The 25,407-nt window shown below is 55.2% G+C and carries 19 protein-coding genes; 6 read left to right on the top strand and 13 right to left on the bottom strand.

Annotated elements, in window-relative coordinates; genetic code table 11:
* Positions 1-103: 103 nt before the first annotated feature.
* The 8 genes from W02_RS07885 to W02_RS07920 all read right to left on the bottom strand — a co-directional run bounded on the left by W02_RS07885 (position 104) and on the right by W02_RS07920 (position 11,638).
* Complete coding sequence (locus W02_RS07885) at positions 104-994, bottom strand: M48 family metallopeptidase (protein WP_173046475.1); 891 nt, start codon at positions 992-994, stop codon at positions 104-106.
* Positions 991-3,006 (bottom strand): O-antigen ligase family protein, encoded by a 2,016-nt coding sequence (locus W02_RS07890; protein WP_173046477.1) that lies wholly within the window; start codon positions 3,004-3,006, stop codon positions 991-993. The genes W02_RS07885 and W02_RS07890 overlap by 4 nt, the downstream gene beginning before the upstream one ends.
* 262 nt (positions 3,007-3,268) lie before the next feature.
* Complete coding sequence (locus W02_RS22065) at positions 3,269-3,793, bottom strand: type IV pilin protein (protein ID WP_370467967.1); 525 nt, start codon at positions 3,791-3,793, stop codon at positions 3,269-3,271.
* Positions 3,794-4,212: 419 nt separating this feature from the next.
* The gene (locus W02_RS07900) at positions 4,213-5,964 is read right to left on the bottom strand and encodes a tetratricopeptide repeat protein (RefSeq protein WP_173046479.1); all 1,752 of its coding nucleotides are present in this window, start codon (positions 5,962-5,964) and stop codon (positions 4,213-4,215) included.
* 148 nt (positions 5,965-6,112) lie between these two features.
* On the bottom strand, positions 6,113-7,468 hold the full coding sequence (gene dnaB / locus W02_RS07905; protein ID WP_173046481.1) for a replicative DNA helicase: 1,356 nt from the start codon (positions 7,466-7,468) through the stop codon (positions 6,113-6,115).
* Positions 7,465-8,874, bottom strand: coding sequence for an ATP phosphoribosyltransferase regulatory subunit (hisZ, locus tag W02_RS07910; protein ID WP_173046483.1), 1,410 nt, complete (start codon positions 8,872-8,874; stop codon positions 7,465-7,467). Before hisZ ends, dnaB begins: the two co-directional genes overlap by 4 nt.
* A gap of 29 nt (positions 8,875-8,903) precedes the next feature.
* Positions 8,904-10,487 carry a phosphoglycerate dehydrogenase gene (serA, locus tag W02_RS07915; RefSeq protein WP_173046485.1) on the bottom strand — a complete coding sequence of 528 codons (1,584 nt, stop codon included), beginning with the start codon at positions 10,485-10,487 and terminating at the stop codon, positions 8,904-8,906.
* 8 nt (positions 10,488-10,495) lie between these two features.
* Positions 10,496-11,638, bottom strand: coding sequence for an alanine--glyoxylate aminotransferase family protein (locus W02_RS07920; protein WP_173046487.1), 1,143 nt, complete (start codon positions 11,636-11,638; stop codon positions 10,496-10,498).
* Positions 11,639-11,903: 265 nt separating this feature from the next.
* Here W02_RS07920 and W02_RS07925 point away from each other — a divergent pair, with 265 nt between their 5' ends.
* Positions 11,904-13,280 carry a lytic transglycosylase domain-containing protein gene (locus W02_RS07925; RefSeq protein WP_173046489.1) on the top strand — a complete coding sequence of 459 codons (1,377 nt, stop codon included), beginning with the start codon at positions 11,904-11,906 and terminating at the stop codon, positions 13,278-13,280.
* Between the two features lie 112 nt (positions 13,281-13,392).
* Here W02_RS07925 and W02_RS07930 read toward each other — a convergent pair whose 3' ends face one another.
* The gene (locus W02_RS07930; RefSeq protein WP_173046491.1) at positions 13,393-14,208 is read right to left on the bottom strand and encodes a tetratricopeptide repeat protein; all 816 of its coding nucleotides are present in this window, start codon (positions 14,206-14,208) and stop codon (positions 13,393-13,395) included.
* 128 nt (positions 14,209-14,336) lie between these two features.
* On the opposite strand from W02_RS07930, the gene bioF reads away from it, so the two are divergent.
* The 3 genes from bioF to W02_RS07945 all read left to right on the top strand — a co-directional run bounded on the left by bioF (position 14,337) and on the right by W02_RS07945 (position 17,896).
* Positions 14,337-15,503 carry an 8-amino-7-oxononanoate synthase gene (gene bioF / locus W02_RS07935; RefSeq protein WP_173046493.1) on the top strand — a complete coding sequence of 389 codons (1,167 nt, stop codon included), beginning with the start codon at positions 14,337-14,339 and terminating at the stop codon, positions 15,501-15,503.
* Positions 15,504-15,625: 122 nt separating this feature from the next.
* Positions 15,626-16,684 (top strand): type IV pilus twitching motility protein PilT, encoded by a 1,059-nt coding sequence (locus W02_RS07940; protein ID WP_173046494.1) that lies wholly within the window; start codon positions 15,626-15,628, stop codon positions 16,682-16,684.
* A 33-nt stretch (positions 16,685-16,717) separates the two neighbouring features.
* Positions 16,718-17,896 carry a PilT/PilU family type 4a pilus ATPase gene (locus W02_RS07945; RefSeq protein WP_173046495.1) on the top strand — a complete coding sequence of 393 codons (1,179 nt, stop codon included), beginning with the start codon at positions 16,718-16,720 and terminating at the stop codon, positions 17,894-17,896.
* Between the two features lie 36 nt (positions 17,897-17,932).
* Here W02_RS07945 and W02_RS07950 read toward each other — a convergent pair whose 3' ends face one another.
* The 4 genes from W02_RS07950 to W02_RS07965 all read right to left on the bottom strand — a co-directional run bounded on the left by W02_RS07950 (position 17,933) and on the right by W02_RS07965 (position 21,494).
* Entirely contained in the window at positions 17,933-18,406 is a 474-nt protein-coding gene (locus tag W02_RS07950; protein ID WP_173046497.1) for a c-type cytochrome, read from the bottom strand.
* A gap of 105 nt (positions 18,407-18,511) precedes the next feature.
* Positions 18,512-19,384 (bottom strand): formylglycine-generating enzyme family protein, encoded by an 873-nt coding sequence (locus W02_RS07955; protein WP_232068684.1) that lies wholly within the window; start codon positions 19,382-19,384, stop codon positions 18,512-18,514.
* A gap of 236 nt (positions 19,385-19,620) precedes the next feature.
* The gene (locus tag W02_RS07960) at positions 19,621-20,235 is read right to left on the bottom strand and encodes a c-type cytochrome (protein WP_197742177.1); all 615 of its coding nucleotides are present in this window, start codon (positions 20,233-20,235) and stop codon (positions 19,621-19,623) included.
* A complete protein-coding gene (locus W02_RS07965; protein ID WP_173046500.1) occupies positions 20,232-21,494 on the bottom strand; it encodes a sulfite oxidase in 1,263 nt (420 codons plus the stop codon). Before W02_RS07965 ends, W02_RS07960 begins: the two co-directional genes overlap by 4 nt.
* 292 nt (positions 21,495-21,786) lie before the next feature.
* Between W02_RS07965 and W02_RS07970 the strand changes: the two genes are divergently transcribed.
* Positions 21,787-22,440, top strand: a complete 654-nt coding sequence (locus tag W02_RS07970) for a hemerythrin domain-containing protein (RefSeq protein ID WP_173046502.1) — start codon at positions 21,787-21,789, stop codon at positions 22,438-22,440.
* A gap of 289 nt (positions 22,441-22,729) precedes the next feature.
* A complete protein-coding gene (locus W02_RS07975; protein WP_173046504.1) occupies positions 22,730-25,312 on the top strand; it encodes a sigma 54-interacting transcriptional regulator in 2,583 nt (860 codons plus the stop codon).
* The last annotated feature ends 95 nt before the right edge of the window (positions 25,313-25,407 follow it).

Below are 25,407 nucleotides of genomic sequence, written 5' to 3' on the forward strand. Positions count from 1 at the left end.
TGCATGCGGATAGAGACTTTCTGCGATCATAACAATTTCATCGATGGCTTCAAGTTTTCTGGATTTCATCGCAGGGGCCTAGGCTATGGTTGCGCACGACCAATCAGTTCGGCGTGAACTGTCCTCGCCGTCGAGTTGTGATCCGCATACGCTCCTTGACTGCGCTGCTCTTCACTTTTCCAGTCAAACCATCAAAACTGTAGCGTCCTCCGAACGGATCGGTCGGAATAGCCGTCAACAGTCCGACCCCAACCAGGTCATTCAGATTCGCCGGCCCGTGTTGATAGCGGGACCGATACCTGCCGATTGCCTCTTGGATGGTAGCGATATCCCGCTCGACTATGGTTTCTTTCAGCCGGATCTCGAGAGCCTTGCGCACGTTGTCATCTGTGGCACTTTCATATGCTTCCTGCAACAGCTCGATTCCCATTTCAGGGGTTTTGGCATTGACGTACAACTTCGCCGCGAGCCTGGCGGTATAATCCGGAGCCCCTGGAAGACGCGAGGCGAGAGCCATAGCATCAGCGGCTCGCTTGTCATCTCCTATTTCGAAGTAATAATTGATTCCGAGAATGAAAGGGAGCCTCCACTCCTGAGGATTGTGTCGCATGCCCTTTTCCAATAGTCGGTTGCTTTCCTCGGGCATGAGCACGAGGGAACAGAGCGCATGCGCGCCGGTTTCATACACTCGCACGAATGTCGGATCGATCGTCGTGATGATATCGAAGGCACGGTATAACCACTGTCCTTGTTCGTCTGACAGCTTCCGCTCTCCCATTACCTGAATCGTTTGCAGCCAGAGGAGATCTGCCAGGACCTCTCTGTAGCCCAAGGATGCCGTCCGGAGATATTCTCCGCTCGGCAGATACATCATGGTGCTGAGTTTCGGCACGGCACGGTTCCGATCCTGCAGGAACAATTCCGCAGGCCAAAGAAGGATGAGCAGCAGCGCTCCCACTACCCAAAGCCGCCATTGACGGTTCGCGACCATCATGGGTGAACACCTAATGTGATGGCTCTTCCCAAAGGATAGAGGTCGACGTCGAGGTACTGCCGCTCAAGAGCACTCAGGGTCCGCTTTTCGTACTGCCGTTTAATCGAGAGAATTCTTTCGTAGTGTAATCTCGCGTCTTGTTGGTCTCCGGATTCCAGAGAGAGCTCGGTCAACAGCACTCTCGCGGGCAGGAAATTAGGTTCCATCATGATGCCCTTTTCAAGCCATTGTCTGCCTTCCTGAATCCTTCCTTGCGCAACACGGATTCGTCCAAGCTCCAGGCAATTGAAGGGTGAAAATGGATCTGCCAGTGCTGCCTGTTCGAAACTCTCTTCCGCTTGCCTCCGCAAGGCTACCCGATGCTGTTCGTAAGTCCTCTGGGCCGCGAGCAGCATATATATGGTGCCTAGTCGATAGGGGAACCGTCCGTCTAGAGGATTGAGGGCGCTTGCCACAATTTCCTCATCCATTGCCTTGAGTAGCCACTGAGGGTCGTTCGATTGACGAAACAACTGCGTTGACGTGCGGGCAATGGCGTCGTGATAGGCCGTCGTCCCGGGATCGATGAGTGAGGCACGCTCAAACCATTTCAACGCATCCTCGTCGTTTCCCGAGGCAGCAACCTGCTCTCCTTTGCCATGTAAATAGAATCCTGTCACCGGCTGGAATACTAGAATAGCCAAGACGACTGCACACACGGTCAGTCCGGCAACATGCAGGCGGTTAGGCACGAGGGTGATCTGCCAGCGCGACTCCAACTCTTCATTCTTCCTCATGCATGGGAGGAGTGCGATTCCTCCGCAGACCACAAGGATGACAACCAGCGCAGGCTCGTGAAACACGGAATCCACAAGACCATGCACAAGAATGGCTATAACCGACCCAGATGCTCCGAGGAAAAGCGCCCGCTCATTTGCAGTCAAACAATCCCGAATGTTACGTCGAACGGCTTGCCACCAGGACCAGAGCCCTACCAGAAATAGGCCGAGACCAATGATCCCCAGTTCAACTCCGATCTGAAGGTATTCATTGTGGGCGGACTCAGCTCTCTTTTCGTACCATACAATGTTTTGTTCTATCGGGAACCGATATTGAAACGACGTATATTTGAACATCCCTAAGCCATATCCGAACGGCTGATCAATCAGACGCTCGATTGAACTTTTCCAGATGTCCACCCGGCTATAGGCATACGGGTCAGAGCTTGCCGCCGAGATGAATCTTTCCTTGAGAGGATTTGGAAATAGGACTAGCCCGAGAAGAAGTACGGCCAACGGAACCAGACTGACTCTTCCGAACCTGGCGAATCCAATATAGACAGCGACGGCGATAAATGCCGCGAGGACCCCGCGCGATTGAGCCGCCATGAACGCACCGCACGTAACCACGACGACGGACCAAAGCAAAACGCGTTTCCACCAATGCATTTCGTCGGCAGGGCGAAATAATACTTGAACGAGCGCCCATGCAAAGATGGCGACTTCATAGCTCGCAAAGAAGTTCGGATTGAAGAATGTTCCCTTGGCTCTCACTTCATCCAACCACATATATTGCGCCAAGCCCAAAACACCTTCCCAGAGACCCATAGCCATCAACAGCATGATGAGAAACTGAGCTTGGCGAATATCCTGAACCCCCTCGAGGACTGCTCCCAGGAGCACCATGTACATCAGCAGGGTGAGAAGTCCCTGTGTTCCGGCGTTCTTATAAGGAGCCCACCACAGGGAAAGAGCAGCCCATAGAAAATATAGGGCGCTGAACACATAGAGCCTGTGACGCCGCAGACCGACAGTTCCCGTTTTGATTTGACGAAAGAGCCAAATAAGCAGGCTTCCGAATAGGACCATTCGCATCACACAATTCGGCGCATGCGTCGTCCCGCCATCGATCAATGGCGAGAAGACAATGAGGCCTCCAAGAAGCACTCCTGAGGCATCCCAGGACAGCAGATACCGCTTCAAAGTCGTGACTGCACCAGCATGTGACAAAAAACGCGAAGGTGTCGCTGTCATGTCAATCTTGACAGCATCAGGTCTTTCCGAGTGCTGGATCATCGATATTCCGGTTCAAACCAATTCGGTGTGACTAGAGCGTGTTGAGACAGCTCGATTGTTAATTAAATAAGTCTGGAGGCCAAGAAGTACCGTAAAAGTTGCCCTGTATCCTCAAGGCATTCCGTTCGTCCACTGCAGAAACGGCAAGAGGGAGGCGAATCTTTTTAGATTCCCTCCCTCTCACTACAGCGGTGCTGTTCACCGCCTTAGCCCATCGTATTTAGGTCGTTGCTGAGACGTCGTTCTTGTCGTTGGTCAACGCCCTCTGGTCGTTCATGTGCCACTCGTCACAGGCCACGTCACCATCGACGTTCCCGATCGCTCCGGCCGTAAACCCAGTTGGGCTTGCCGCAACAGTCGCACCCGTAGCTGGAGCACTACCTGTGTTACACGAACCAGCCACTACAGCAGGCGCTCCAGGGAATGGCGTTGGGGTTCCAGGACCAGGGCCACCAGTAGTTAGGTCAACTGCATACCAGAAAGAGTAACGAGGATTCCCTGATGGTGTGTACCCGATCATCCCGATGGCAGGAGGGGCATAGGTTTGCGGAGCCGTTTCAGCCTGATAAGCCACGGCTGAAGTAAAAATCGCCCCGAGCGCGACCTTTGCCTCTGCCTGCTTCGATTTCGCCTGGTAGGCAATAAAGTTCGGGATGGCGATCGCCGCCAAGATGCCGATGATCGCCACGACGATCATCAACTCGATCAGGGTAAAACCCTTTTGACCTTTCAACTGCTTACACATTGCTGCTCCTCCTTGTTGATGGTTCACTGACTGACACATTGTTTTCGTGCACACAGCGCTTTCACGGGTGCCGATTTCGTCTTGCCAGGCGAGGTAATAGCAGGTTCGATGCCTGGATCAGTGAACGGATCACGAATATCATAAAGTCTCCTATTACAATCACTTATGAAGTCGAATGGATGCAGGCCGGTTAGTCTTACTCTTCTAATCGATTCCAACTTTCGCCAAGACTTGCCAATATTTGTCTCAGCAACTCGGCGGTTCCCGCTGATGTCAACGGCGCGGGGCAATCAGTGGAATTGAAGGTCTACGGTAATGATTAGGACGGCTTGCACGGGGATGACGAGGTGCAGAGGGCGTGGGCGGAATTTCAAACTATTTGGAAGCGGCCTGCTATGAATGGAGTGGAGGAAGAGAACCTACTGAGACTGATGTTGTATCTGGCCCGATACGCGACGCTTAGCTTGTTGGATACGGTCTTCACTCACTGGATCACTCATCCCTTGTTCGCGAAAGCGATCCATCAGTTTAGTATTGGCTGGATCGAGCTCAAGCGCATGCAACCATGCCTCACGGGCATCATGGAACTTCTGTTGCTTGGCATATATATCGCCGAGATGTTCATAGATGACTGGATCATCACCGACAAGCGCAACAGCCCGCTTGATCTCCGTTAATGCTTCACTGAGCAAACCGGATTTGAAAAAAGCCCACCCGAGGCTATCCACGTAATAGCCATTTTCAGGCTTCAGGGCAACCGCCTGCTTGGTCAGCGAAATCGCCTGGTCAATTTTCACACCGCGCTCCGCATAGCTATATCCAAGGTAATTCAGCGCATCAGCATGGTGAGGGTCGAGCTTGATCGCCGCTTCCATCGAACGAACGACATCGTCAAACCGATTCAGCTTGTCGTACGCTGTCCCCAAATTGAAATGTAAATCGGCGCTCTTGGGATTATTTTTTATGCCCTCTTCAAATGCCTCGGCTGATTTTTCGTACTGTTCCTTTTGCAGATAGGTCAATCCCAAGACTATATGCGACTCCGGCTGTTTTGGATTCAAGGCAATCGCACGATTCAGATGCTCGATGGCCTCTGGAAACTGCTTGAGCCGGTAATACAGCACTCCAAGATGAATATGGCCATCCACAAAAGTCGGTTCGAGTTGCACGTTGAATGTATACGTTTCAATGGCCTTCTTTGTATCTTTTGACTCCTCATACAGGTAACCGAGATAGTCTCGAATCTTAAGTTCTGCCGGGCGAACCTTCAGGATTTGCTGGAGCCGGTCAATGGCTTTGGGATACTCCTTCTGCTCGCCATAAATCAACGCCACCCGAAGCTGCGCATCGAGATCGGATGGATCATCGGCCAATATGGCATCCAGCTCGGTCATTGCTCCGTTATAGTCCTTGCTTTCGACATAGAGACGGATGAGATGGTGCCTGATATCTCGGTTCTGCGGATTGATGGTCTGCAGATACTTCTTTAACACCGTGATGGCCCGGTCGCGTTCCTGTCTGGATTCGTAGACTGAAACGAGGGCCAGATATCCTGGTTCAAATGATGGATTCACGACAATGGATCGCTCGAAGCTTGCCATGGCCTCTTCCTGCTTCGATGCCTCGAGCAAAACTCGCCCAAAGTGATAGTGTCCGATGGCCGAATCCGGAGCTCTTTCAAGACCTGCTCGCATCGCGTCTTCCGCTTCGGGAATGCGTTTGAGATTCAGGAGGAGGAGTCCTTTCGCAAAGTACGCATCTGCCGTCGCCGGATCCTGTTCAATCGCTTTGTTCAGCAGAGCGATGGCTCGATCCCCCTGTCCGGCCCCAGAGAAGATTCCGGCCATTTGGATGAGAGAAGTCGTATCCTGCCCCATCCCCTCAGAGGCTTCTTCAGCAAAGCGCAGCGCGTTCGACATGTCCCCCAACGAAAAATAGAGTCCGGCGAGTCGAGCCTTGACCGATTGAGACGTGGGATCGGTTTTCAGCGCCGCCTGATATTCTTTCAAGGCTCGGTCCGTATCCTGAGCCAACTCAGCCTGATATCCCATCATGAAATGATAGGCAGCCGCCGCATCGAGCGGGCGCTGTGCCGGCGACGCTTTCTGAGCAGGTGCCACAGCGGCCGGAGTCGAGGGTTTGGGTGACGTGCCGCAGGCACCGAGTAGCATTGGGACCAGGAAAGGGATGACGGCAAAGGGGGCAGGCCTGTATCGCCGCGGACGATGCGCCTGCGTGTCCGGGAGAATCGAACAGGACGAAGTATAAGGAAGGCGGTACGGTGACACTCAGAGATTATACGGGGCGATACGGGCAGGGTCAAACGACTTCGCGATCGGCCAGGCTCTCAAATTTCGCAAATCGGTCATGGAAAAATAGCTCTTTCTTTCCAATCGGACCGTTACGATGTTTGCTGACGAGAATATCGGCAATGCCTTTGCGTTCTGAATTTTGATCGTATACCTCCTCTCGATAGATAAACATCACGACGTCAGCGTCTTGCTCGATGGCTCCGCTTTCTCGGAGATCCGCCAGCATTGGAATAGGCGGCTTCCGCGCTTCGACGGCTCTACTTAACTGTGAGAGCGCCACGACCGGGACATTCAGTTCCTTCGCCAGCGCCTTGAGTGAACGCGAAATATCGGAAATTTCTTGCTGGCGTGATTCAGCATCGCTGCGCCCCTGCATCAATTGGAGATAATCGACGATCAACAGATCCAACCCTCGCTCGGCTTTCAGCCGACGCGCTTTTCCCCGCATCTGCTGGACCGTAATCCCGCCTGTATCATCTATATAAATAGGAGCCTGCTCCAGCCGGCCGGCCGCTTCAGCCAGACGCCACCAGTCCTCTTTTTGCAACTTCCCGGTTCGAAGTGCGTGCGAGTCTACGCGCGCCTCTGAACTCAGCATGCGGAGCACAATCTGAGGTTTCGACATTTCCAGGCTGAAGATACCGACGGACGTGCCCGCATGCAGGGCGGCGTGAGCGGCCATGCCTAATACGAGGCTGGTTTTGCCCATGCTTGGGCGACCGGCAATGACCACGAGATCGGAGGGTTGCAGCCCGGCCGTAATGTCATCGAGATCGTAGAATCCAGTCGGCACACCGGTGACGTGCTCCTTCCGCTTTGAAAGCTTGTCAACCAGATCGAGACTTTCCTTGATGATGTGATTGATCGGGCTGAAGGATCGATCGAGCTTTCCCTGCGCGATGCTGAAGACGGAACGCTCGGCATAGTCCAACAGCTCATCGATCGGAGCCGTTCCCTCATAGCCGCGCGTGAGAACCTCCGTCGAGGTGTGGATCAATTCGCGGAGCAGTGCTTTATCCCGTACGATCTTGCTGTGATAGCGGATATTGGCGGAGCTCGGAACGATCTGGACAAGTTCGGCCAAATACGCCGCCCCGCCGACCACTTCCAATTCTCCCAGTGATTTGAGCCGCTCGGTCAACGTGATCTGATCGATCACCTCCCCGGATTCCGACAGCTCGACCATAGCATGATAAATTTTCTTGTGCGCCGTGCGGTAAAAGTTTTCCTCGGAAATCAACTCCATGGCCTTGGCCATGGCCTGATTATCGAGCAAGACGGCGCCCAATACCGATTGCTCGGCTTCCAGATTTTGTGGCGGCAGTTTCGGCTGGGACAAATCGACGTTCGGCATCGACTTCATGACCCGTTCCGTCGAAAATGGGACGATCGATCTGCGGCTGCCTTTATCAGCTCCGTCAATGCCATCCTCTTCACATCAGGCGAGTGTGTCGACCTCCGTCGCGTGGAAGAGCGGACCGGCGATAGGTGCAGGGTCACAACACTATCCTGATCCACCCCCGGAACTCCTGTCACGACTACAGTTCCCGCACGCTGGGTCAATCCCGCCGAACGGGCTTGTTCAATGAATGTGCGCCGGTTCCCTGAAATCATGTGCACGACCACCCGATGCTGATGATTCCGCAACCGATCCGCGATGTCATGGATGCGGCCTGAGAACTGGGACGGCCCTGCCACCAAGTACTCGACGCGAGCACATTCCTCCGCTTCCAAAGGAAATTTCAATGCCCGAAAGAGTCTATCGACATCCAGCGCGAAGCCGGTGGACGGCAGCGGCCTGCCGAAGCGACCAATGAGATGATCGTAACGGCCTCCGCCGCCTAATTCGGCTCCAATGCCTGCGGTGAAAATGTCGAAGACAATCCCATCGTAGTAGTCGAACCCGCGAAATTCGCCGAGGTCCAGGAGCAAGAACTCGCGATGACCAACCGCGCACAACGATTCATGGACTTCAGCCAGACGATCCAACGAGAGCAGTAATTCCCGATCGCCGCCGGACAGCACTCTGCCCCGTTGAAGGACCTCTTTGAGTCCGGTGAGTTCCGGCGCTTCTCGAATCGCCCTCGCAACTGACCGGCCAATCCGTTCGCCGGCAAGAATTTCCTCCAAACGAGGAAGGTCCTTTCTTGCCGCAGCCTGCTCCGCCGCCTTTTGACCGCGCAGCGACAGTCCTGATTTCATGAGCAGCCGCTTGAGAAAACCGACATGTCCCAGGGAGATCGTAAAGTCGGAAAGACCAATGGTCTTGAGACATTCAATCAAAAGACTGATCACTTCGTGATCGCCGGCGACATCCGAAATTCCAACCAGCTCCGCCCCGATCTGAAAAATTTCTCTTCCTCTGCCGGCATGTTCCGGTTCATAGCGAAAGACGGAGGTACGGTAAGAGAGCCGCTGCGGGAGAGTCGTCCCCGTCAACCCCATCGCCATCGTTCGAGCGACCTGCGCCGTAGCATCCGGCCGCAAGAGCAGCGTTCTACCTGTGGTGCGGTCAACGAACTGGTAGCAGGTCTCCAGGAGTTCGGCCTCTAAACCCGGAGCCAAGACATCGAGATATTCAAATGTCGGAAGAATGATCTCATCGTATCCCCATCGCGCGATCTGGTCGATCAACCGTGTTTCTAAGCGACGCACCTGTTGCGCCGCATGGGGAAGGATCGTGGCGACTCCGACGGGAACAAGGGATCGCTCACGAAATGAGGCAGAGTGCCCCGACAAGGGGCCGGACTTCGAAGGAGCAGGCACCATAGACAACCGACGACTGGAGGACGATTGAATCAGGATAAGGCTGCGACTTTTACAGAGAGAATGTCCTTGCTCGACGTGATGGCGTTGAGAACGGCGCTCGGAAACGATTGATCCGATCCGATGATCAAGAGCGCGTTTCCTCCTCGCTTTTCCAGTGCGCATTGCATCCGAACAATGTTGATGTTGTTGTCGCCCAGAACTTTTCCGACCATGCCGATGACGCCCGGACGATCGATATTGTGAATGAACAGCATATGGCCTTCAGGGACGACTTCCACCTTGAAGCGGTCGATTTCAACGACACGCGGATCTTTCTTATGGTAGAGGGTCCCAGCCACTTGATGCGACTGTTTCCCGGCATCGACCCGTACCCGGATCAGGCTCATGAAATCGCCGGCATCGGAGCTTCGCACCTCTTTGACCTCGATTCCACGTTCTTTGGCGACGATTGGAGCATTCACATAATTGACAGGCGCTTCCATGATGGGTGTCAGGAGTCCCTTGAGTACGGCAATGGTCAAAGGAGAGACTGACAACGCTGCCACCTCTCCGCTGTATTCGACCGTCAGGTGTTCGATGCCGCCTTCGCATAGTTGAGCCTGCAGCTTTCCGAGTTGTTCGGCCAGGGAAAGATACGGCTGAAGTCGTGGCAGCAACTCAGGGGGCACGGACGGAATATTCACGGCCCCACGGGCGATCCCTTTCGTAAAATAATCGACGATCTGCTCGGCAATGCCCACAGCGACATTTTCCTGCGCTTCGGTGGTCTGCGCGCCGATGTGAGGGGTGCAAATAAAATTGTCGAGCGTCAACAATGGATTGTCGGCTTTGACGGGTTCTTCTTCAAAGACATCGAATGCCGCCGCTCCGACATGTTTGGTTTTCAATGCTTCAAACAAGTCCCCTTCATGAATAATTCCCCCACGGGCACAGTTGACGATCATCACCCCTGATTTCATCGACGCGATGGTTTTCGCATTGATGATGCCCTTCGTCTCCGGGGTCAATGGCGTGTGAACCGAAATGATGTCGGCCCGGCGAAACAATTCGGCCAACTCCGTCATTTCGACTCCCATTTTTTCAGCCCGATCCGTCGCGAGATACGGATCATAGGCAATCACCTTCATCCCGATCCCCTGGGCCAACTTCGTCAGATGACTACCGATCTGACCCACCCCGACGATGCCGAGCACTTTGTTGTAGAGCTCGACGCCCATAAACTTGTCTTTTTCCCATTTTCCGGCTCTCACGGAGGCGGTGGCTTGGGGAATACGACGACTCATGGCGCAGATCATGGACATCGTATGTTCGGCGGTTGTCACCGTATTGCCGCCAGGGGTGTTCATCACCACAATCCCCCGGCGTGTAGCGGCCGGTGTATCGACATTGTCCAGTCCCGACCCAGCGCGTCCAACCACTTTTAGCTTGGGTGCGGCGGCAATGAGTTCTTCGGTGACCTTCGTCCCGGAACGCACGATCAACCCGTCGGCATCCTTAATCTCCCTGAACAATTCATCCTTAGGCATCTTGGACTTCACGATGACCGTGAAGCCCGCCCGTTCCAGATGCTCGACGCCTTGCTTGGAGAGACTGTCGCTGACAAGGATTTTCATAGACCCACCTATTTCGCCATGAGGATTTCTTGGGCCTTGGCAACGCCGCTGCCGAGTTTAATGGGATGCCCGAGACCTTTAATGACCATCTCGGTCGCCGCCATAGCCACAATCACATCAAACCGGTCCATGTATCCCATATGTGAGAGCCGGAAGATCTTGCCCTTGAGATGATCCTGCCCACCCGCTGCGGTGATGCCGTACTGCGTGCGCAGATTCTTGTAAATCGCCTGCCCATCGACACCTTCCGGAGCGGAGATGGCTGTCAGCGCGTCACTAGGCGACTCCTTGGGGAAGAGTGCCAATCCGGCAGCCTGCATACCCTCTCTCATCGCCTTGGCCAGATTGGCCTGCCGGTTGAAGACCGCGCTCAACCCCTCAGCCTTCAACATCTTTAACACTTCCTGCAAACCGATGATGAGCGAGACAGCGGGGGTATAGGCCGTCTGGTTCTTCTGTTGATTGTCCCGTTCTCTCTTGAAGTTGAAATAAAACGAGGTGTTCTTGGCCTTGTCCGCCAACTGCCAAGCCTTCTCGCTGACACTGACAAATGCGAGCCCAGGCGGCAGCATCAGAGCCTTCTGAGATCCTGTAACGACGACATCGATTCCCCATTCATCGGTCTTGATATCGAAGACTCCGAGCGCCGTAATGGCATCTACAACCAGAATGGTTTCACCATGGGCCTTCACGATCTTTGCGAGCGCCTGCACATCATGGGCAACGCCGGTAGAGGTTTCGCTTGCCTGAACGTAGACCGCCTTAATGGCCGGATCTTTCTTGAGCGCGTCGGAGACTGCCTGCGGGTCGACTGCCCGCCCCCATTCGACTTTCAGTTCGGTAACCTGAGCGCCGAATGCCTTACACAATTTCCCCCAGCGTTCTCCGAATTTGCCCCCGTTGACGGTCAATGCCTTATCGCCCGGAGACAGGAAGTTGGAAACGGCACCTTCCATCCCGCCTGTTCCTGAGGATGCCAGCATCAGAACATCGCTTTGCGTTTGGAACAACCATTTGAGCCCGTCTCTGACTTCCGCAAAGAGCTTATCGAACTCCGGTGCGCGATGATGGATCATCGGGCGTGCCATGGCCAGCAGCACTTCCGGCGGGACAGGCGTCGGACCAGGAGCCAACAAATACCGCTTGATCATTGACGATTCCTCCTCCGCATGGATGCATCGAACGGGGCCGGTTGAAAGGACGGACGATAGCATTGCCCTCAGAACAGTGTCAAGGCGATGCGCCCATAGTTCCTTGTAATTTCTCGCACTTGAGAAATTGTTTCCTTCATAAATTTTCTGCGTCTTGGTCGGATGCAGCTCCTTTCGTACGCTTGGCCAATCAAGCAGCACGCCCATAAACCTGCCGCAAATTCTTGACAAGGAAGGTCTTCATCGATAGTCTAACCTTCATACCATGATCCGCACGACTGCCCAGACCATTCCATCCATCGTGTTTCGCTCATTCGGTTTCGTATTTTGCGCATGGCTCGCGTTTGGTATCGACGCACCCCCTGCGTTCGGTGAGGCTGAGCCCAGCGTCGGAGCGGGACGAGAGGCGCTGTCATCTGTTCCGGGAACGGAAGACCAAAATGCAGATCCGGCGGATGAACCGGACGCCAATCTGGAACCCGTTGAAGCCGAGGCCGCGAGCGATGAACCGTCTGTCGCATCAGAGAACACTATCGTTCCGCATGTGGAAGATCTCCTGCACAACAATCCAACGCGAAGCCCTTCCACCGCTCGATTCTCCGATACCTTGGATCCACCGGCCGAAGTCGGGCTCGTGTGGAAAGAGGCTAGCCAAGATGCTGAGATTCCGGAATATAACGTTCCGATCGTCATGGATTCTTCCGTTCAATCTCATATGCGGTACTTCAATACATCGATCCGGAACCGGTTCGAGCAATGGCTCGTACGTCTGAGCCGATATCGGCCTTTAGTCGATACGATCTTTGCGGAATTTCATTTGCCCAGCGACTTGGTCTATCTGTCTTTGGTGGAGAGCGGCTTCAACCCATACGCATACTCGCGGGCCAAAGCGACCGGCCCTTGGCAATTCATGAAAGGCACTGCCAAGGTCTACGGTCTCCGTGTGGATTCCTACGTAGATGAGCGGCGCGATCCCATTAAATCGACGATTGCCGCCGCCCGATACCTGAGAGACCTCTATGACATGTTCGGCACCTGGCCGCTGGCAATGGCCGCCTATAATGCGGGCGAGGGTAAAGTCATGCGCGCTCTCCATAAAGCCCAAGCTGAAAGCTTTACCGACATTTCCAAAACCCGCTTAATCCGGAGAGAGACCAAGGAATACGTTCCCCGCTTCATGGCCGCCACCATTATTGCCAAAAATCCCGACAGATATGGATTCCCCCAGGAACCGACCGAGATACACGAGTTCGATGAAGTGGTCGTCAATCGGCCCATGCATTTCCATGCCATCGCCAATGCAACGGGAATCCGGTTTGATGTCCTTCGGTTGTTGAATCCTGAACTCAGGCGGGACGCAACTCCTCCTGGTGGCGAGTCATACCATCTCAAGGTTCCGGTGGGTACGAAAGCGCGGGTCGAGCAACTCCTTGCGCGCATTCCCAGCCATAAATTTCCGGCTATAGCATCAAAACCATCCGCCCCCGTGGCAGCGACTTCCCGTTGGTACAAGGTGCGGGTTGGAGATACTCTCGAAAAGTTGTCGAAACGTTTCCGTATCCCGCTCAAAACCCTCATGTCCAAGAACAGTCTGACGGGAAATGTCATCCGTCCCGGAGAACTGCTCGTCATCAGTCGGTAGATCGGGTCTTCTCTGCCGCCATTTGCTGGCTTCCGAGGCGATCGGCATTCAGCACATCCGCATGCACCGACCACGCAGTCGTGCACTCACGATTCAGTTCCGCAGGCAGCGTTCAGGGTTTTTTGGTGCCGGATTCAGACGCCGGTCGGGTTTTTTTCTTCGAGGAAGGCGCGGTAGACGAAGCCGGAGGAACAGTCGCCGGAGCGGGTGGCTCGGGAGCTTTTTTCGTATCCAGAATTTTGGTCCGGAACGTCGCTTCGCTGGTATAGGGAGAATTCGGGTACGATTTGATCAATTCCTGATAATGAGCCAGCGCTCCCTCCGGTCTGGACTGAGACTCTTCCAATCTGGCCAGTTCGAACAATGCCTGGTCTTTGTTGAGCGCACCCGGTGTCTCGATAATGCCTGTGAGTGATTTCACCGCCTGATCGCGGTCGCCCTTGAGGAGGTACGCATAGGCCAACCGCTGCTGGATCAGGCCAACCAGAGAGGGATGGGATCCGTACAGAAGTAGGAAGCGCTGATATGCTTCGATTCCACCTGCTAAGTCATTGGCCTGCACTAAAGCATTTGCCAGATGAAACTGTGCGAGAGGAGCAGCAGGGGTTCTCGGATACTGTGTCACGATTTGACGATACTGCTCAATAGCCTGTTTGAGCGCGCTGTCCGCTTTTTGAGCGTCACTCACCGATCGGTTCATGAACAATCGAGTGGCCTCGCGCTCAAGACCCTCCGCCTTTTTGGCAGCTTCGTGATCAGACCAGAATATCCCGCCGACGATACCCGCGGCGAGGACGAAGACCACCATTGCCACTAACAGTGGTTTACGGTACTCCTGCAGGCGGAACAGCGCATGCTCCAACCCACTGATCAGATGCGCCTCATCGACTTGAAGCGTTTTTGTAGGAACCTTAATGCGATACGACATGGAACGATTAGGCCTTTGAACCTCGGCCCATTCCTCTTTATACCATCGCGCCTTATACTAATGTCCCAACGATTTTGTCAATGAGACGGCGCCAGCTGAACGCGAGCGCCTTTCATAGCGAGAACTGTATGGGCAAGGTTGAGGAGTATTTAACGAAAGTCGAAGAGCAATTCCGCAGGCGGCGGATCTCGGTTCTGTCTCCTGGCGCCGGGCCGACGGTCGAGATCTCGGGGAAGCCCGTTATCTCGATGGCCTCAAACGATTATCTCGGTCTCATGCGTCACCCGGAGACGATCGCCGCGGCGGTGGATGCCACGCAGCGCTTTGGAGCAGGCGCAGGAGCGTCTCGCCTTGTGACAGGATCGCTTCCTCCGCACATGGAAATGGAACAAGCGCTTGCACGCTTCAAAGGCACGGCGGCCGCCCTGAGCTTTAGTTCGGGTTATCTGGCCAATGTTGGAATCATCCCCGCACTTATCGGCCGTGGAGGCCTGATTTTGGCCGACCGGCTTTGCCACGCCAGTTTGATCGATGGATGCCGTCTCAGCGGAGCAGATTTCCGGATTTACCGACACGGCGATATCGAACATCTGACCATGCTTCTTTCACGGAACACGTCGCAACGGAACACACTGATCGTGACCGACGGCGTCTTCAGCATGGACGGTGATCTCGCGCCGCTTCCGGAACTGATGTCGTTGGCCATGACATACGGTGCCGAACTGTACATCGACGACGCGCATGGTACGGGTGTCATGGGAACTCACGGACGAGGCACGGTGGAACATTTCGGGCTCGAATCGGCTCTTCCCTTCCACATGGGCACTTTGAGCAAAGCGCTTGGAAGCAGCGGTGGCTATGTGGCCGGGCAGGATTCTTCCATTCAATATTTCCTGAATGCGAGCCGCTCTTTTGCATTTACGACCGCGCCGACGCCAGGGTCCGCAGCAGCGGTCACTGCCGCTCTGGCCGTAATCATGCGTGAGCCGGAGCGGCGCGCCAGACTCTGGCAGAATCGCGCGCATCTGCACGACGGACTTCGCGGGCTTGGCTTTCGTCTGACGTCCAGTATGAGTCCGATCATTCCCATTCTCATCGGAAATGCGGAGACGGCTCTCGCCTTTTCCGCCAAGTTGTTGGACTTCGGGGTATTCGCGCCTGCTATTCGCCCGCCGACCGTCCCGGAATCCACAAGCAGAATCAGAGTGACTGTCACTTCAGAACATTCGATTGCACAAATCGACGAAGCCCTGCACGCCTTCAAACAGACAGGCCGCATGACGCGTGTCCTGTAACGGCTCCGCCGCGAGATGTTCCTGCAATTTCGTTGCATTTCCCGAACGATCTGGCATCATGGCGACCATACGATCTTTATTAGGTTTGCGATCATCTCTTTCCAGAACGAGGAGTCGGTTTCATGGACATATCAAAACTGCTGACGTTCTCAGCGAAGGAAGGGGCATCGGATTGTCACATCAGTGCCGGCGAACCTCCGATGATCCGCTTACACGGAGATCTCAAAAAGCTCGACCACCCTCCTCTCACGGCGGAAGAGACGCACGCGCTGATTTACGACATGATGAATGATGCGCAGCGAAAGGTATTCGAAGAAAAGCGCGAGTGCGATTTTTCCTTCGAACTGGGAGATATTGCCAGGTTCCGTGTCAATGTGTTCGTGCAGAACCGCGGATTAGGCGCCGTGTTTCGGAACATCCCCACGGAAATCATCCCGATGGAGAAACTCGGCATGCCGCCGATCCTGCGCCAGTTGTGCGACAAGGAAAAGGGATTGATTCTAGTCACGGGGCCAACCGGATCGGGTAAATCCACAACCCTGGCCTCGATGGTGGACTATCTGAACAATACCTTCGAAGGGCACATCATCACCATCGAAGACCCCATCGAGTTCGTGCACAAATCAAAAAAATGTCTCGTCAACCAGCGTGAACTGGGCGTGCACACCTTGTCGTTTGCCAATGCCCTACGATCGGCACTCCGCGAAGATCCCGACATTGTGCTCGTGGGAGAAATGCGGGACCTGGAAACCATTCAGTTGGCGCTCACAGCGGCCGAAACTGGGCACCTGGTGTTCGGTACCCTTCATACGTCCAGTGCGCCCAAAACCATCGACCGCATCATCGACGCGTTCTCCCCCGCACAACAGGCCCAGATCCGAGCGCAGCTGTCCGAAGCGCTGGAAGCCGTCATCACGCAGACGTTGCTCAAGAAAAAAACGGGGGGTCGTGTCGCGGCGCTCGAACTGATGGTCGCCACAACCGCCATCCGCAACCTCATCAGGGAAGCCAAACTGCACCAGATCCCCGGCATCATGCAGGCCAGCCAGAAAGATGGCATGCAGACCATGGATATGGCTTTAGTCGACCTTGCGACGCGAGGCATCGTCACCAAAGGCGAAGCCCAGTCGCGCAGCATGAACCCCAATTTGTTCGGCGGCGCCGCGGTCGGCGTCGCCTAAGCCCTTTCGCCGAATACACTTCACGGGAGACCCATGGACGTTCGTACGCTCCTCAAAGTGATGGTTGATCAAGAAGCTTCGGACATGTATCTGACGGTTGAAGCCCCTCCGACTTATCGAGTCCACGGTTCAACCAAACCCGCAAACATGCCCCCGTTTACCAACGAACAGCTGGAAGCTCTGGCTCTCGCGCTCATGCGCGGCCAGCAACGTGGGGAATTCGAAGAAAAAATGGAGATGAATCTCGCCCTGTACTACAAGGAGCTGGGGCGATTCCGCGTCAATATCTTCAGGCAACGCGGCAACGTGGGACTGGTCTTTCGCCATATCAAAGCCGAGATTCAGACCGTCGACGAACTGCGGCTCCCGCCGATTATTCGAGACATCGCCATGACCAAACGTGGCTTGGTGCTGGTGGTCGGAGCAACGGGGTCCGGCAAATCGACTACCCTCGCGGCCATGATCGATCATCGCAACGACGTGCATCCCGGCCACATCGTCACAGTCGAAGACCCCATCGAGTTCGTGCACAACCACAAGAAGTCGCTCATCACGCAACGGGAAGTCGGCTTTGACACCCTGTCCTTTCAAAACGCGCTCAAAAATACACTCCGTCAGGCGCCTGATGTCATTCTGATCGGAGAAATCAGAGACACGGAAACGATGGAAGCGGCGATTACCTTCGCCGAAACCGGCCATCTCTGCATCGGCACGTTGCACTCGAATAATGCGAACCAAGCCATTGAGCGTATCATGAACTTCTTCCCCGTCGAGCGGCACGCGCAGATCTACCTGCAACTCTCGTTGAATCTCAGAGCGATTGTGTCACAGCGGCTGGTCCCGTCCGTAGACGGAAAACGCGTCCCTGCACTCGAAATCATGATGGATACGCCGCGTATTAAGGATCTCGTCAAGAAAGCGGAGATCGATATTCTCAAAGAAGCCATGGAACAGGGAATCGAAGAAGGCTGTCAAACGTTCGACTACGTGCTGTTGCAGCTTTACAAAGAAGGGAAGATCTCTCTCGAGCAGGCGTTGATCAATGCGGATAGCGCAAACAACCTTCGACTGAAGATCAAATTGGAGGGATTGAAGGGCGATGACGCGATCAATGCCCTCCTCGACAAGGGTCCGCAGGCCAGCGGGGAAAGCGCGTTTAAGATTCAGGGCGGTCTGCAGGGAAACGTCGCGCCGATCCGCAAGCGTCCTTAACTCGGGGCTGTTTCTCCACCGCGTCTCCGCCGCACATCAATTGCTTTTCTGTTTTTCCAGATAAGACGCAATTCTCTCCAACGCGAGCGCGCTCAGCTTCTCTCCGTACCAGACAGGCATTGTATTCGCCGGATAGCCCGCCACCACATACGCGCCGGGATCCACTACTGATTCCACAATATAATCATGAGGGGTCTTAGCACGCCCGCGATATGCGGGATCATTCAATCGCTGTACCGCTGTTGTCCCGAGCATGAGCGGCGGCCCTACCCGGCCGATGGCTGCCTCGACGCCGGGAATCGTATGGCAAACGACACATCCGGCTCGCACAAACATCTCACCGATCGGTTCATCGCCGCTGACCAAAGGGATCAATTCCGGAAGCAGCGCCGTGGGAACAGGTCCAACAGGCATATCGACCAGCCAACCGTTTTTCATCGAAAGGAATGCCCAAAGGAACCCAATGGCGATAGCCGCAATGATGAGAACGGTCACCCCACGTTCAGACATGACCAGAGCAAGGTATGTGGAATGGCGACATAACGGACAGGAGCTGAGGGCGTGGGATAGATGCCGTGGTCACGGCGAGTGGAGAGCTGATGAGACTGTGGGGGTTCACTGCTTCTGGTTCATCGCGCAGCGAAACCCGATCGTCCTGTCTTCAAACTCCGGCTCTGCGGAAAATCGAGCGGTCACACGAAGAGCAGCCGGTAAATCCGACCAGGAGCCACCTCGCAGAACGCGTTTCTCGCCGTTTTCAGGTCCGCGAGGATTTGATTCCGGAGCTTTCTGATAATATTCACGGTCATACCAATCACTCACCCATTCGGAAGCGTTGCCGGCCATATGCGTCAAGCCGAAAGGGCTCTTGCCGCCCTCTTTCAGGCCATGTCGAACGCTCATCCCTTCCAGGCCCGCGGTCACGGGCACCAATGTGACCGCTTCACTGACCCATAGGCCCCGATTGTAATTCGCAATATCCACAAACGGCTGCATGTGTCCCCACGGAAACCGACGCCCATCCGTCCCCCTCGCTGCCTTCTCCCATTCGGCTTCGGTTGGGAGACGCTTTTCAACCCATTGGCAGTACGCAGCGGCATCTGACCATTTCATCCCGATGGCCGGCCTGTCGCCAACCGTCGTGGCCGCTTCGTCATCCCAGGTGGAAGGCGAATCATGTTTACCGGACTCAAGAAACTTTCGATACAAACTGAGTGTCACCTCGTATTGGTCGATATAGTAGGAGTCCAAGGTCACACGGTGTTCAGGGCGCTCATTCGGAAGTCCGTCATTGCTTCCCATCATGAAAGGTCCTGCCGGAATGAGGACCATGGGAGCGCCATCCTTGCCTTTTATCACATCAACTGTCACCCCCTGCCTGCTGACCGCCTGATCAGCCTTTCCTGGTTCCGATGGACCGGCACCCAACATCAACATGGCGACCGCAGTTGCCATAAGAGACCAGTAGGAGGCAGGCGCCTTCTGCATAGATACCTCCGATATGCTCTATCTGCCCAAATAAAAATGAATCATGAATGCGCTCAGTCTACTCAGACTTATGGTTAAGATCAATCGACCGGATGTGAGTGATCTCGGATACGGTGCGGGGCACGGAAGGGTCATCTGACTCCAAAGGCGTCGGGCGGATGGTCATTCAAGGCAAAGGCTTACAATCTTTCCACCAATCTCGTTCGGCACAGGGTTCCTGAAGGATTGATGGACGCTCATTTCGTCAGTAACCACGCATATACATCTGCAATGTCCTGATGGGTTAGAACCGAGCTCCAGCCCGGCATCGGCCCACGCCCATGTAACACGGTCTCCCAAAATAAGTCTTCGTACTTAAGAATGGGATTCTTGGCCAGTGTGGGTCCAACGCCCCCACCGCCTTGTGCACCATGACAAGCCTGGCAATTATGCTCGAACACATGTGCGCCTCTAGCGGCCACGCCAGGCAGATTTTCCTCGCGCATGGTGTCCGGCATGGGCAGCTCAGATTGGCCGCTTCCTTCAAACAATGGCGGAAGTCGTAGTGGCGCTGATCGGTGATAGCGGGCGGAGAGGTATCGGACGAGCAGACCCATCTCGTCATCGTTCATTTCGGCCCCCCATTGTTTCATTTTTTGGACCGTGGCCGCCCAACGATCTTCCGACAACCGTTGTTGCGAAATAAGATCGGGGCTGTGGCACACTGAACACCGCGCCATGATGAGCGCTTCCGCGCGGGGAGCCAGCGCGGCACTGATCGCGCCCTGATCGTCCTCCTGGGCGACGGTGACAGCGGTCCACGCGCCAAGACCTATTACAAGGCAGAGAATGACGCCGTTCCTTTGGCTCATCGTGCTGATCTCATTCCGGAATTTGACACAACCGTCACCATGACGCGATCCCATCCGTTCCACATGAACCCTCCAGGGTTCCAGGCAGTGACAGCAGGTTGCATGGCGCCCATCTCATCCGTCGCGCGGCAGCGGACCGGAAACGTACCGGCAGTGGAAGCCTTCCACACGTATTGCCATTGTCGCCATGCATACGGACGGTCATCGCCTACGAATCGCGCACTGTTCCAAGTTAGTCCGTCGTCCATCGACACTTCGACCTTCACGGGCCTCTCTTCGCCGCTCCATGCCACCCCTTGAATCGTGACCGGTCCGATTGGAATGGTATCGCCCTCTCCCGGTGAGCAGATGAGTGATTTGACTGTCATGGCTTCGACCGGCGTCATGGCTTCACCGCCGGGTGATGCACCGGGTTCCAACGGCCGCAACGGCATCCGATAGGCCGTTTGCATGTAATAGCCTTCGGCCTCTTCCTCTTGTACGGTGATATGCGTGAGCCACTTCGTCCAGGAGTCCGCCATCCAGCCCGGCGTGATGACACGCAAGGGCGCACCGTGCAGCACGGGCAAAGGCCGACCGTTCATCTCATACGCCACAAGGGTGTCCGGATGAAGCGCCTTCGCCAACGGAATACTTCTGAGAAACAGCGGCACCGAGGATAGCGGAGGGCGGTCGGCTCCGAGAAATTGAACATGCCGCGCACGTGGGTCCACTCCTGCCTCCGTCAACAGGTCGCGAAGCCGTACGCCGGTCCATTCCGCATTACCCACTGCGCCACGCTCCCACTGCACACCGGTGACTTTTGGATGATGAAACGCCCTCCCGTTCCCGCTGCATTGCAGCACCGCGGTCACGGTCGCCGGCTGCATCCGTCGGAGATCGTCCAACGCAATAGTCTGCGGCTTATCGACCGCCCCGGCAACGCGCAATGTCCAGGTCGCTTCGGCGATGGACTCGAGCATCGGCGGACCGAAGTGGCTTCGTACGAAGAATCGATGATTCGGCGTTAAGTACGCGACGAGCTCGCGGACAGGCGTTTCGGCATCAAATGGCCTAGTGACTCGCGTGATCAACGGCCCTTCGCGGTGACGCCCAGCGTCCAAGCCGGCCGCTTGCACAGCCAAGCGGGAACGAAGTGTTTCCCCGAGTGCCGTTCCGAGCAACCCTTGCACCATCCGGCCAAACCACACGCGCCGTGAAATTGCCATCCCGTACTGCCCCCCTTTGATAGCCGGCTTATGCCGGCCGACTATGATCATTCATCATCTCGAGATAGACCGCAAGGCACTCCATTTCACGATCGGCGCAAACATTCGATTTTCCAATTTGTCCGATAAACGCATTCACCGGGACAACTTGTCTCAAAACCAAAATTCTATCAAGCCGCGCTGAATCGATGAGCTTCAATTTTTCACGTGCTTTTCATTTTTTCCGTGACTGGTACTTTGTTTGCACGAAGGCAAATCAATCGGGCGAAACAATTCCAAATCTTTGAATGAGATACGTCGAGCAAGACTTGCAAATCATACCGAGAAACCAAGGAGGCCTATCATGTCGCCACGTGCCGCGCGAAAGCACGGAACTCACAAGAACCCCACGACCACACAGAAGCGAAAAAATCGTACCCCAAAGAGTTCCGGCAAAAGACAGAGCATGCCGATGTCCTTATCCAAAGGCAGTGGCGCGATCAGAGCGATTCAAACCGTCGGCACGATCGTGGGAAGACTCATGGGGACCGGCGGAGGTCAGAAATCGAATGTTTTCTCCATTCTCGAGAACGAACATCGGAAACTGGAAAAGCTCTTCTCGGAATTTGAGAAAGCCGATACCAAAAGAAGATCAGGGATAGCCCACGAAGCACTCACGACATTGGAGATCCATACGGCTGTCGAAGAAGAAATCGTCTATCCGGCGATAAATCGGACCATCAAAGACGAGGGCATGATTGACGAGGCGCGTGAAGAGCACCATGTCGTGAAGTTTTTGATTCATGAACTTCATAAGATGAGTCCGGGCAGCAAAGCTTACGCACCGAAGTTCAAGGTCTTGGGCGAGCTTGTGCAGCACCACGCCAAAGAAGAAGAACGAGAAATGTTTCCTGAAGCTGAAAGTCACGGCATCGATTCTCAATCCTTGGCCAAGCAAGTCATCGCGAGACAGGCCAGACTGGAACAAAAATATGGGAAACGCACAAAGGCGGCATAGCCAATAGACCGGAAGGCCATTCGCGTTACAGAACGGATGGCCTCGCTTCTCGGCAATGTTGCCTCTTATGGTCTCAAGCACCTGCATTATCGATCCGCTGTCCTGCTTAACGCGCGTTCCCCCTTGCCTGTCATCTGTCCCTTATGTGGTCCATCCTCTTCTGGTGGCCTGCTCCTCCACTGGTATCGACTCTTCATCCGGTCAGTGCATAGGATCAAGGCTGCGTGTCCATACTTGAGCCGACCATCGATGTAAGCGCATACTGAGGGCCCCTTTGGAGCTTACGGGCATGACTCAGGGTAAAGCCTTGGTCAATCAGCACGCCGCACTCCTCGAATTCGCCAAGTCGATCGCAGCCCACCAGAACATATCTGAACTGTTCCAAGACCTGGCCAACAAACTGCCTTCCATCACAGGATGTTCGGCTATTGAAATAGCGCTTCATGACCCCGAACGGAACACGATGCGTGTGCATAGTTTGGTGAGTTTCGAGCCGGTAAGTCTTGTGGAACATGAGTATCCAGTCGAAGATGTTCCTGGCGGTTGGGTCTGGAAGCATCAGGGACCCTTCATCTGCCACAACGTGGCACTAGAGACGCAATTCCCCAAGATGGTGCCGAAGGTCCAACGGGCAGGAGTTCAGTCCTTCTGCACAGTTCCTCTTACAACCGATCGCCGGCGGTTGGGAGCCATGGTTATAGCCGGCATGGTCGTAAATCACTATGAACAGTCGGAAGTCGATTTTCTGCAGCAGGTCGCCAAACACGTCGCCATTGCGGTCGAGGGCGCTCTTCATTGCACAAGCGCAGCCTCGGCGCAGGAAGCGATGGCGCGAGAGCGCGACCGCCTAAGGGTCTTGCTCGAGATCAACAATGCCGTCGTGTCGCACCTCGATCTGCGGAAGCTCTTAGAAGAAATTTCCAACTGTCTGAGGCGCGTCATCCCACACGATGTTGCGGCACTTGCCCTCTATGATCCCGAAAGCTGCCAGTTGCTTGCTCATGTGCTGGACTTTCCCGGCAAACAGGATTTCGCCGGCCAAGGGACGCCGATTCCGTGGGAAGGAACTCCGGAGGGTCTGGCCTTTACGACTCGTCAAACCGTATTGATCAGGAAGCTGGACATCACGGAGTTTGACGCGGATATCGTCAAGCGAGCGGCGGCGGAAGGCCTCAGGTCCGGTTGTGCCGTTCCTCTCATCGCACGTGGCTTGCCACTTGGCACCTTGAGCGTGATCAGCTTACGGGAAGGCGCGTTCGACGACGAGGATGCGGATCTTCTCGGTCGTATCGGCGTACAGGTCGCAATCGCGGTGGAAAACGCGTTGAACTACGCGAGGGCGCGCGCGGCCGAAGGCCGGTTCATGAAAGAGCGCGATCGCCTGCGCTTGCTCATGGATGTGACGGGCAACCTCACGTCGAACCTCCAGTTGCACGATCTGCTGCACGCGACAGTGGCGGGCGTCAGACGGGTGATGCAATGCGACATTGTCACCGTACATTTGCCGAACGCCGAAGGTACGCACCTTCGGACCTATGCCTTGGATTTCCCCGATCGGCAATGGCTCGCGGAAGACGCATTGTGGGAACCAGTTGAAGGCACGCTCCACGGGATGGTGTTCCAATCCGCCAAACCGTATGTCGCGGCTCGTCTCGATCCCACGCGATTTCCCACGGAGGCCGCCTTCCTCGCCACCATCGACATAGTCGGCGGCTGTATCGTCCCGCTCATACATCGGGGCCGCGTCCTGGGTAATCTCGGCCTGGGGAGGAAACAGGAGGTACCCTACACCGAGGAGGAGGTCGATTTCCTCATGCAGTTCGGCATTCAACTGGCCATTGCCATTGACAACGCCTTAACGTACGGCCAAGTCACTGGATTGAAGGACAAGCTCACACAAGAAAAACTCTACCTCGAAGACGAAATCCGCATTGAGCACAATTTCGAAGAAATTATCGGTGATAGTTCCGTCTTGCAGCACGCGCTCAGACAGGTCGAGATCGTCGCGCCGACCGATAGCACGGTTCTGATTCTTGGCGAGACCGGTACAGGGAAGGAACTCATCGCCCGAGCCATCCACAACCGCAGCCAGCGGCGCGAACGGACGTTCGTGAAGATGAATTGCGCGGCCATTCCCACCGGATTACTCGAGAGCGAGTTATTTGGCCATGAACGAGGAGCATTCACCGGCGCGATCGCGACCAAAGTCGGCCGGTTCGAGCTGGCAAACGGTGGGACCCTGTTTCTCGACGAGGTTGGAGATATTCCTCTCGAACTCCAGTCGAAACTGCTACGGGTGCTTCAGGAACAAGAGTTCGAACGCTTGGGCGGCACAAAAACGATCCGGGTTAACGTCCGTCTGGTCGCGGCGACCAATCGGAATCTTGGGCAGATGGTGGCGGAGAAGGACTTTCGCAGCGACTTGTATTATCGTTTGAATGTCTTTCCGCTCTCGATCCCTCCGCTTCGTGAGCGCCGTGAAGATATCCCGACGCTGGTTCGTTATTTTGTTCAGCAATTTGCCCGCCGCATGAACAAGCGGATTGAGACCATTCCCGCAGCGGCGATCACGGCATTGTCTCGATATAGTTGGCCGGGCAATGTCCGTGAACTCGAAAACCTGGTTGAACGGGCGGTCATCCTCTCGCAGGGCTCCGTACTCGCCGTCCCATTGACCGAGCTAGAATCCGTAGCGGACGGCGCACAGCCTCATGCAACCTTGGAAAATACGGAACGGGAACACATTCTGAAGATTCTCAAAGCGACCAAATGGGTCCTCAGTGGACCAACAGGAGCCGCAGCCCAACTCGGTATGAAGCGAACCACCCTTCAGTCGAAGATGCAACGACTCAGGATCACCCGCCCCATCTAATGCCGATCCTCTCGGCAATTGCCGACATGCCGTCGAACGGTTGCCGACAGAGGAACCCCGTGCAATAGCCTCGCTCCATCCTGTTTTGCCAATTC

This window comes from Nitrospira sp. KM1 (assembly GCF_011405515.1).
In the GTDB taxonomy this organism is placed as follows: domain Bacteria; phylum Nitrospirota; class Nitrospiria; order Nitrospirales; family Nitrospiraceae; genus Nitrospira_C.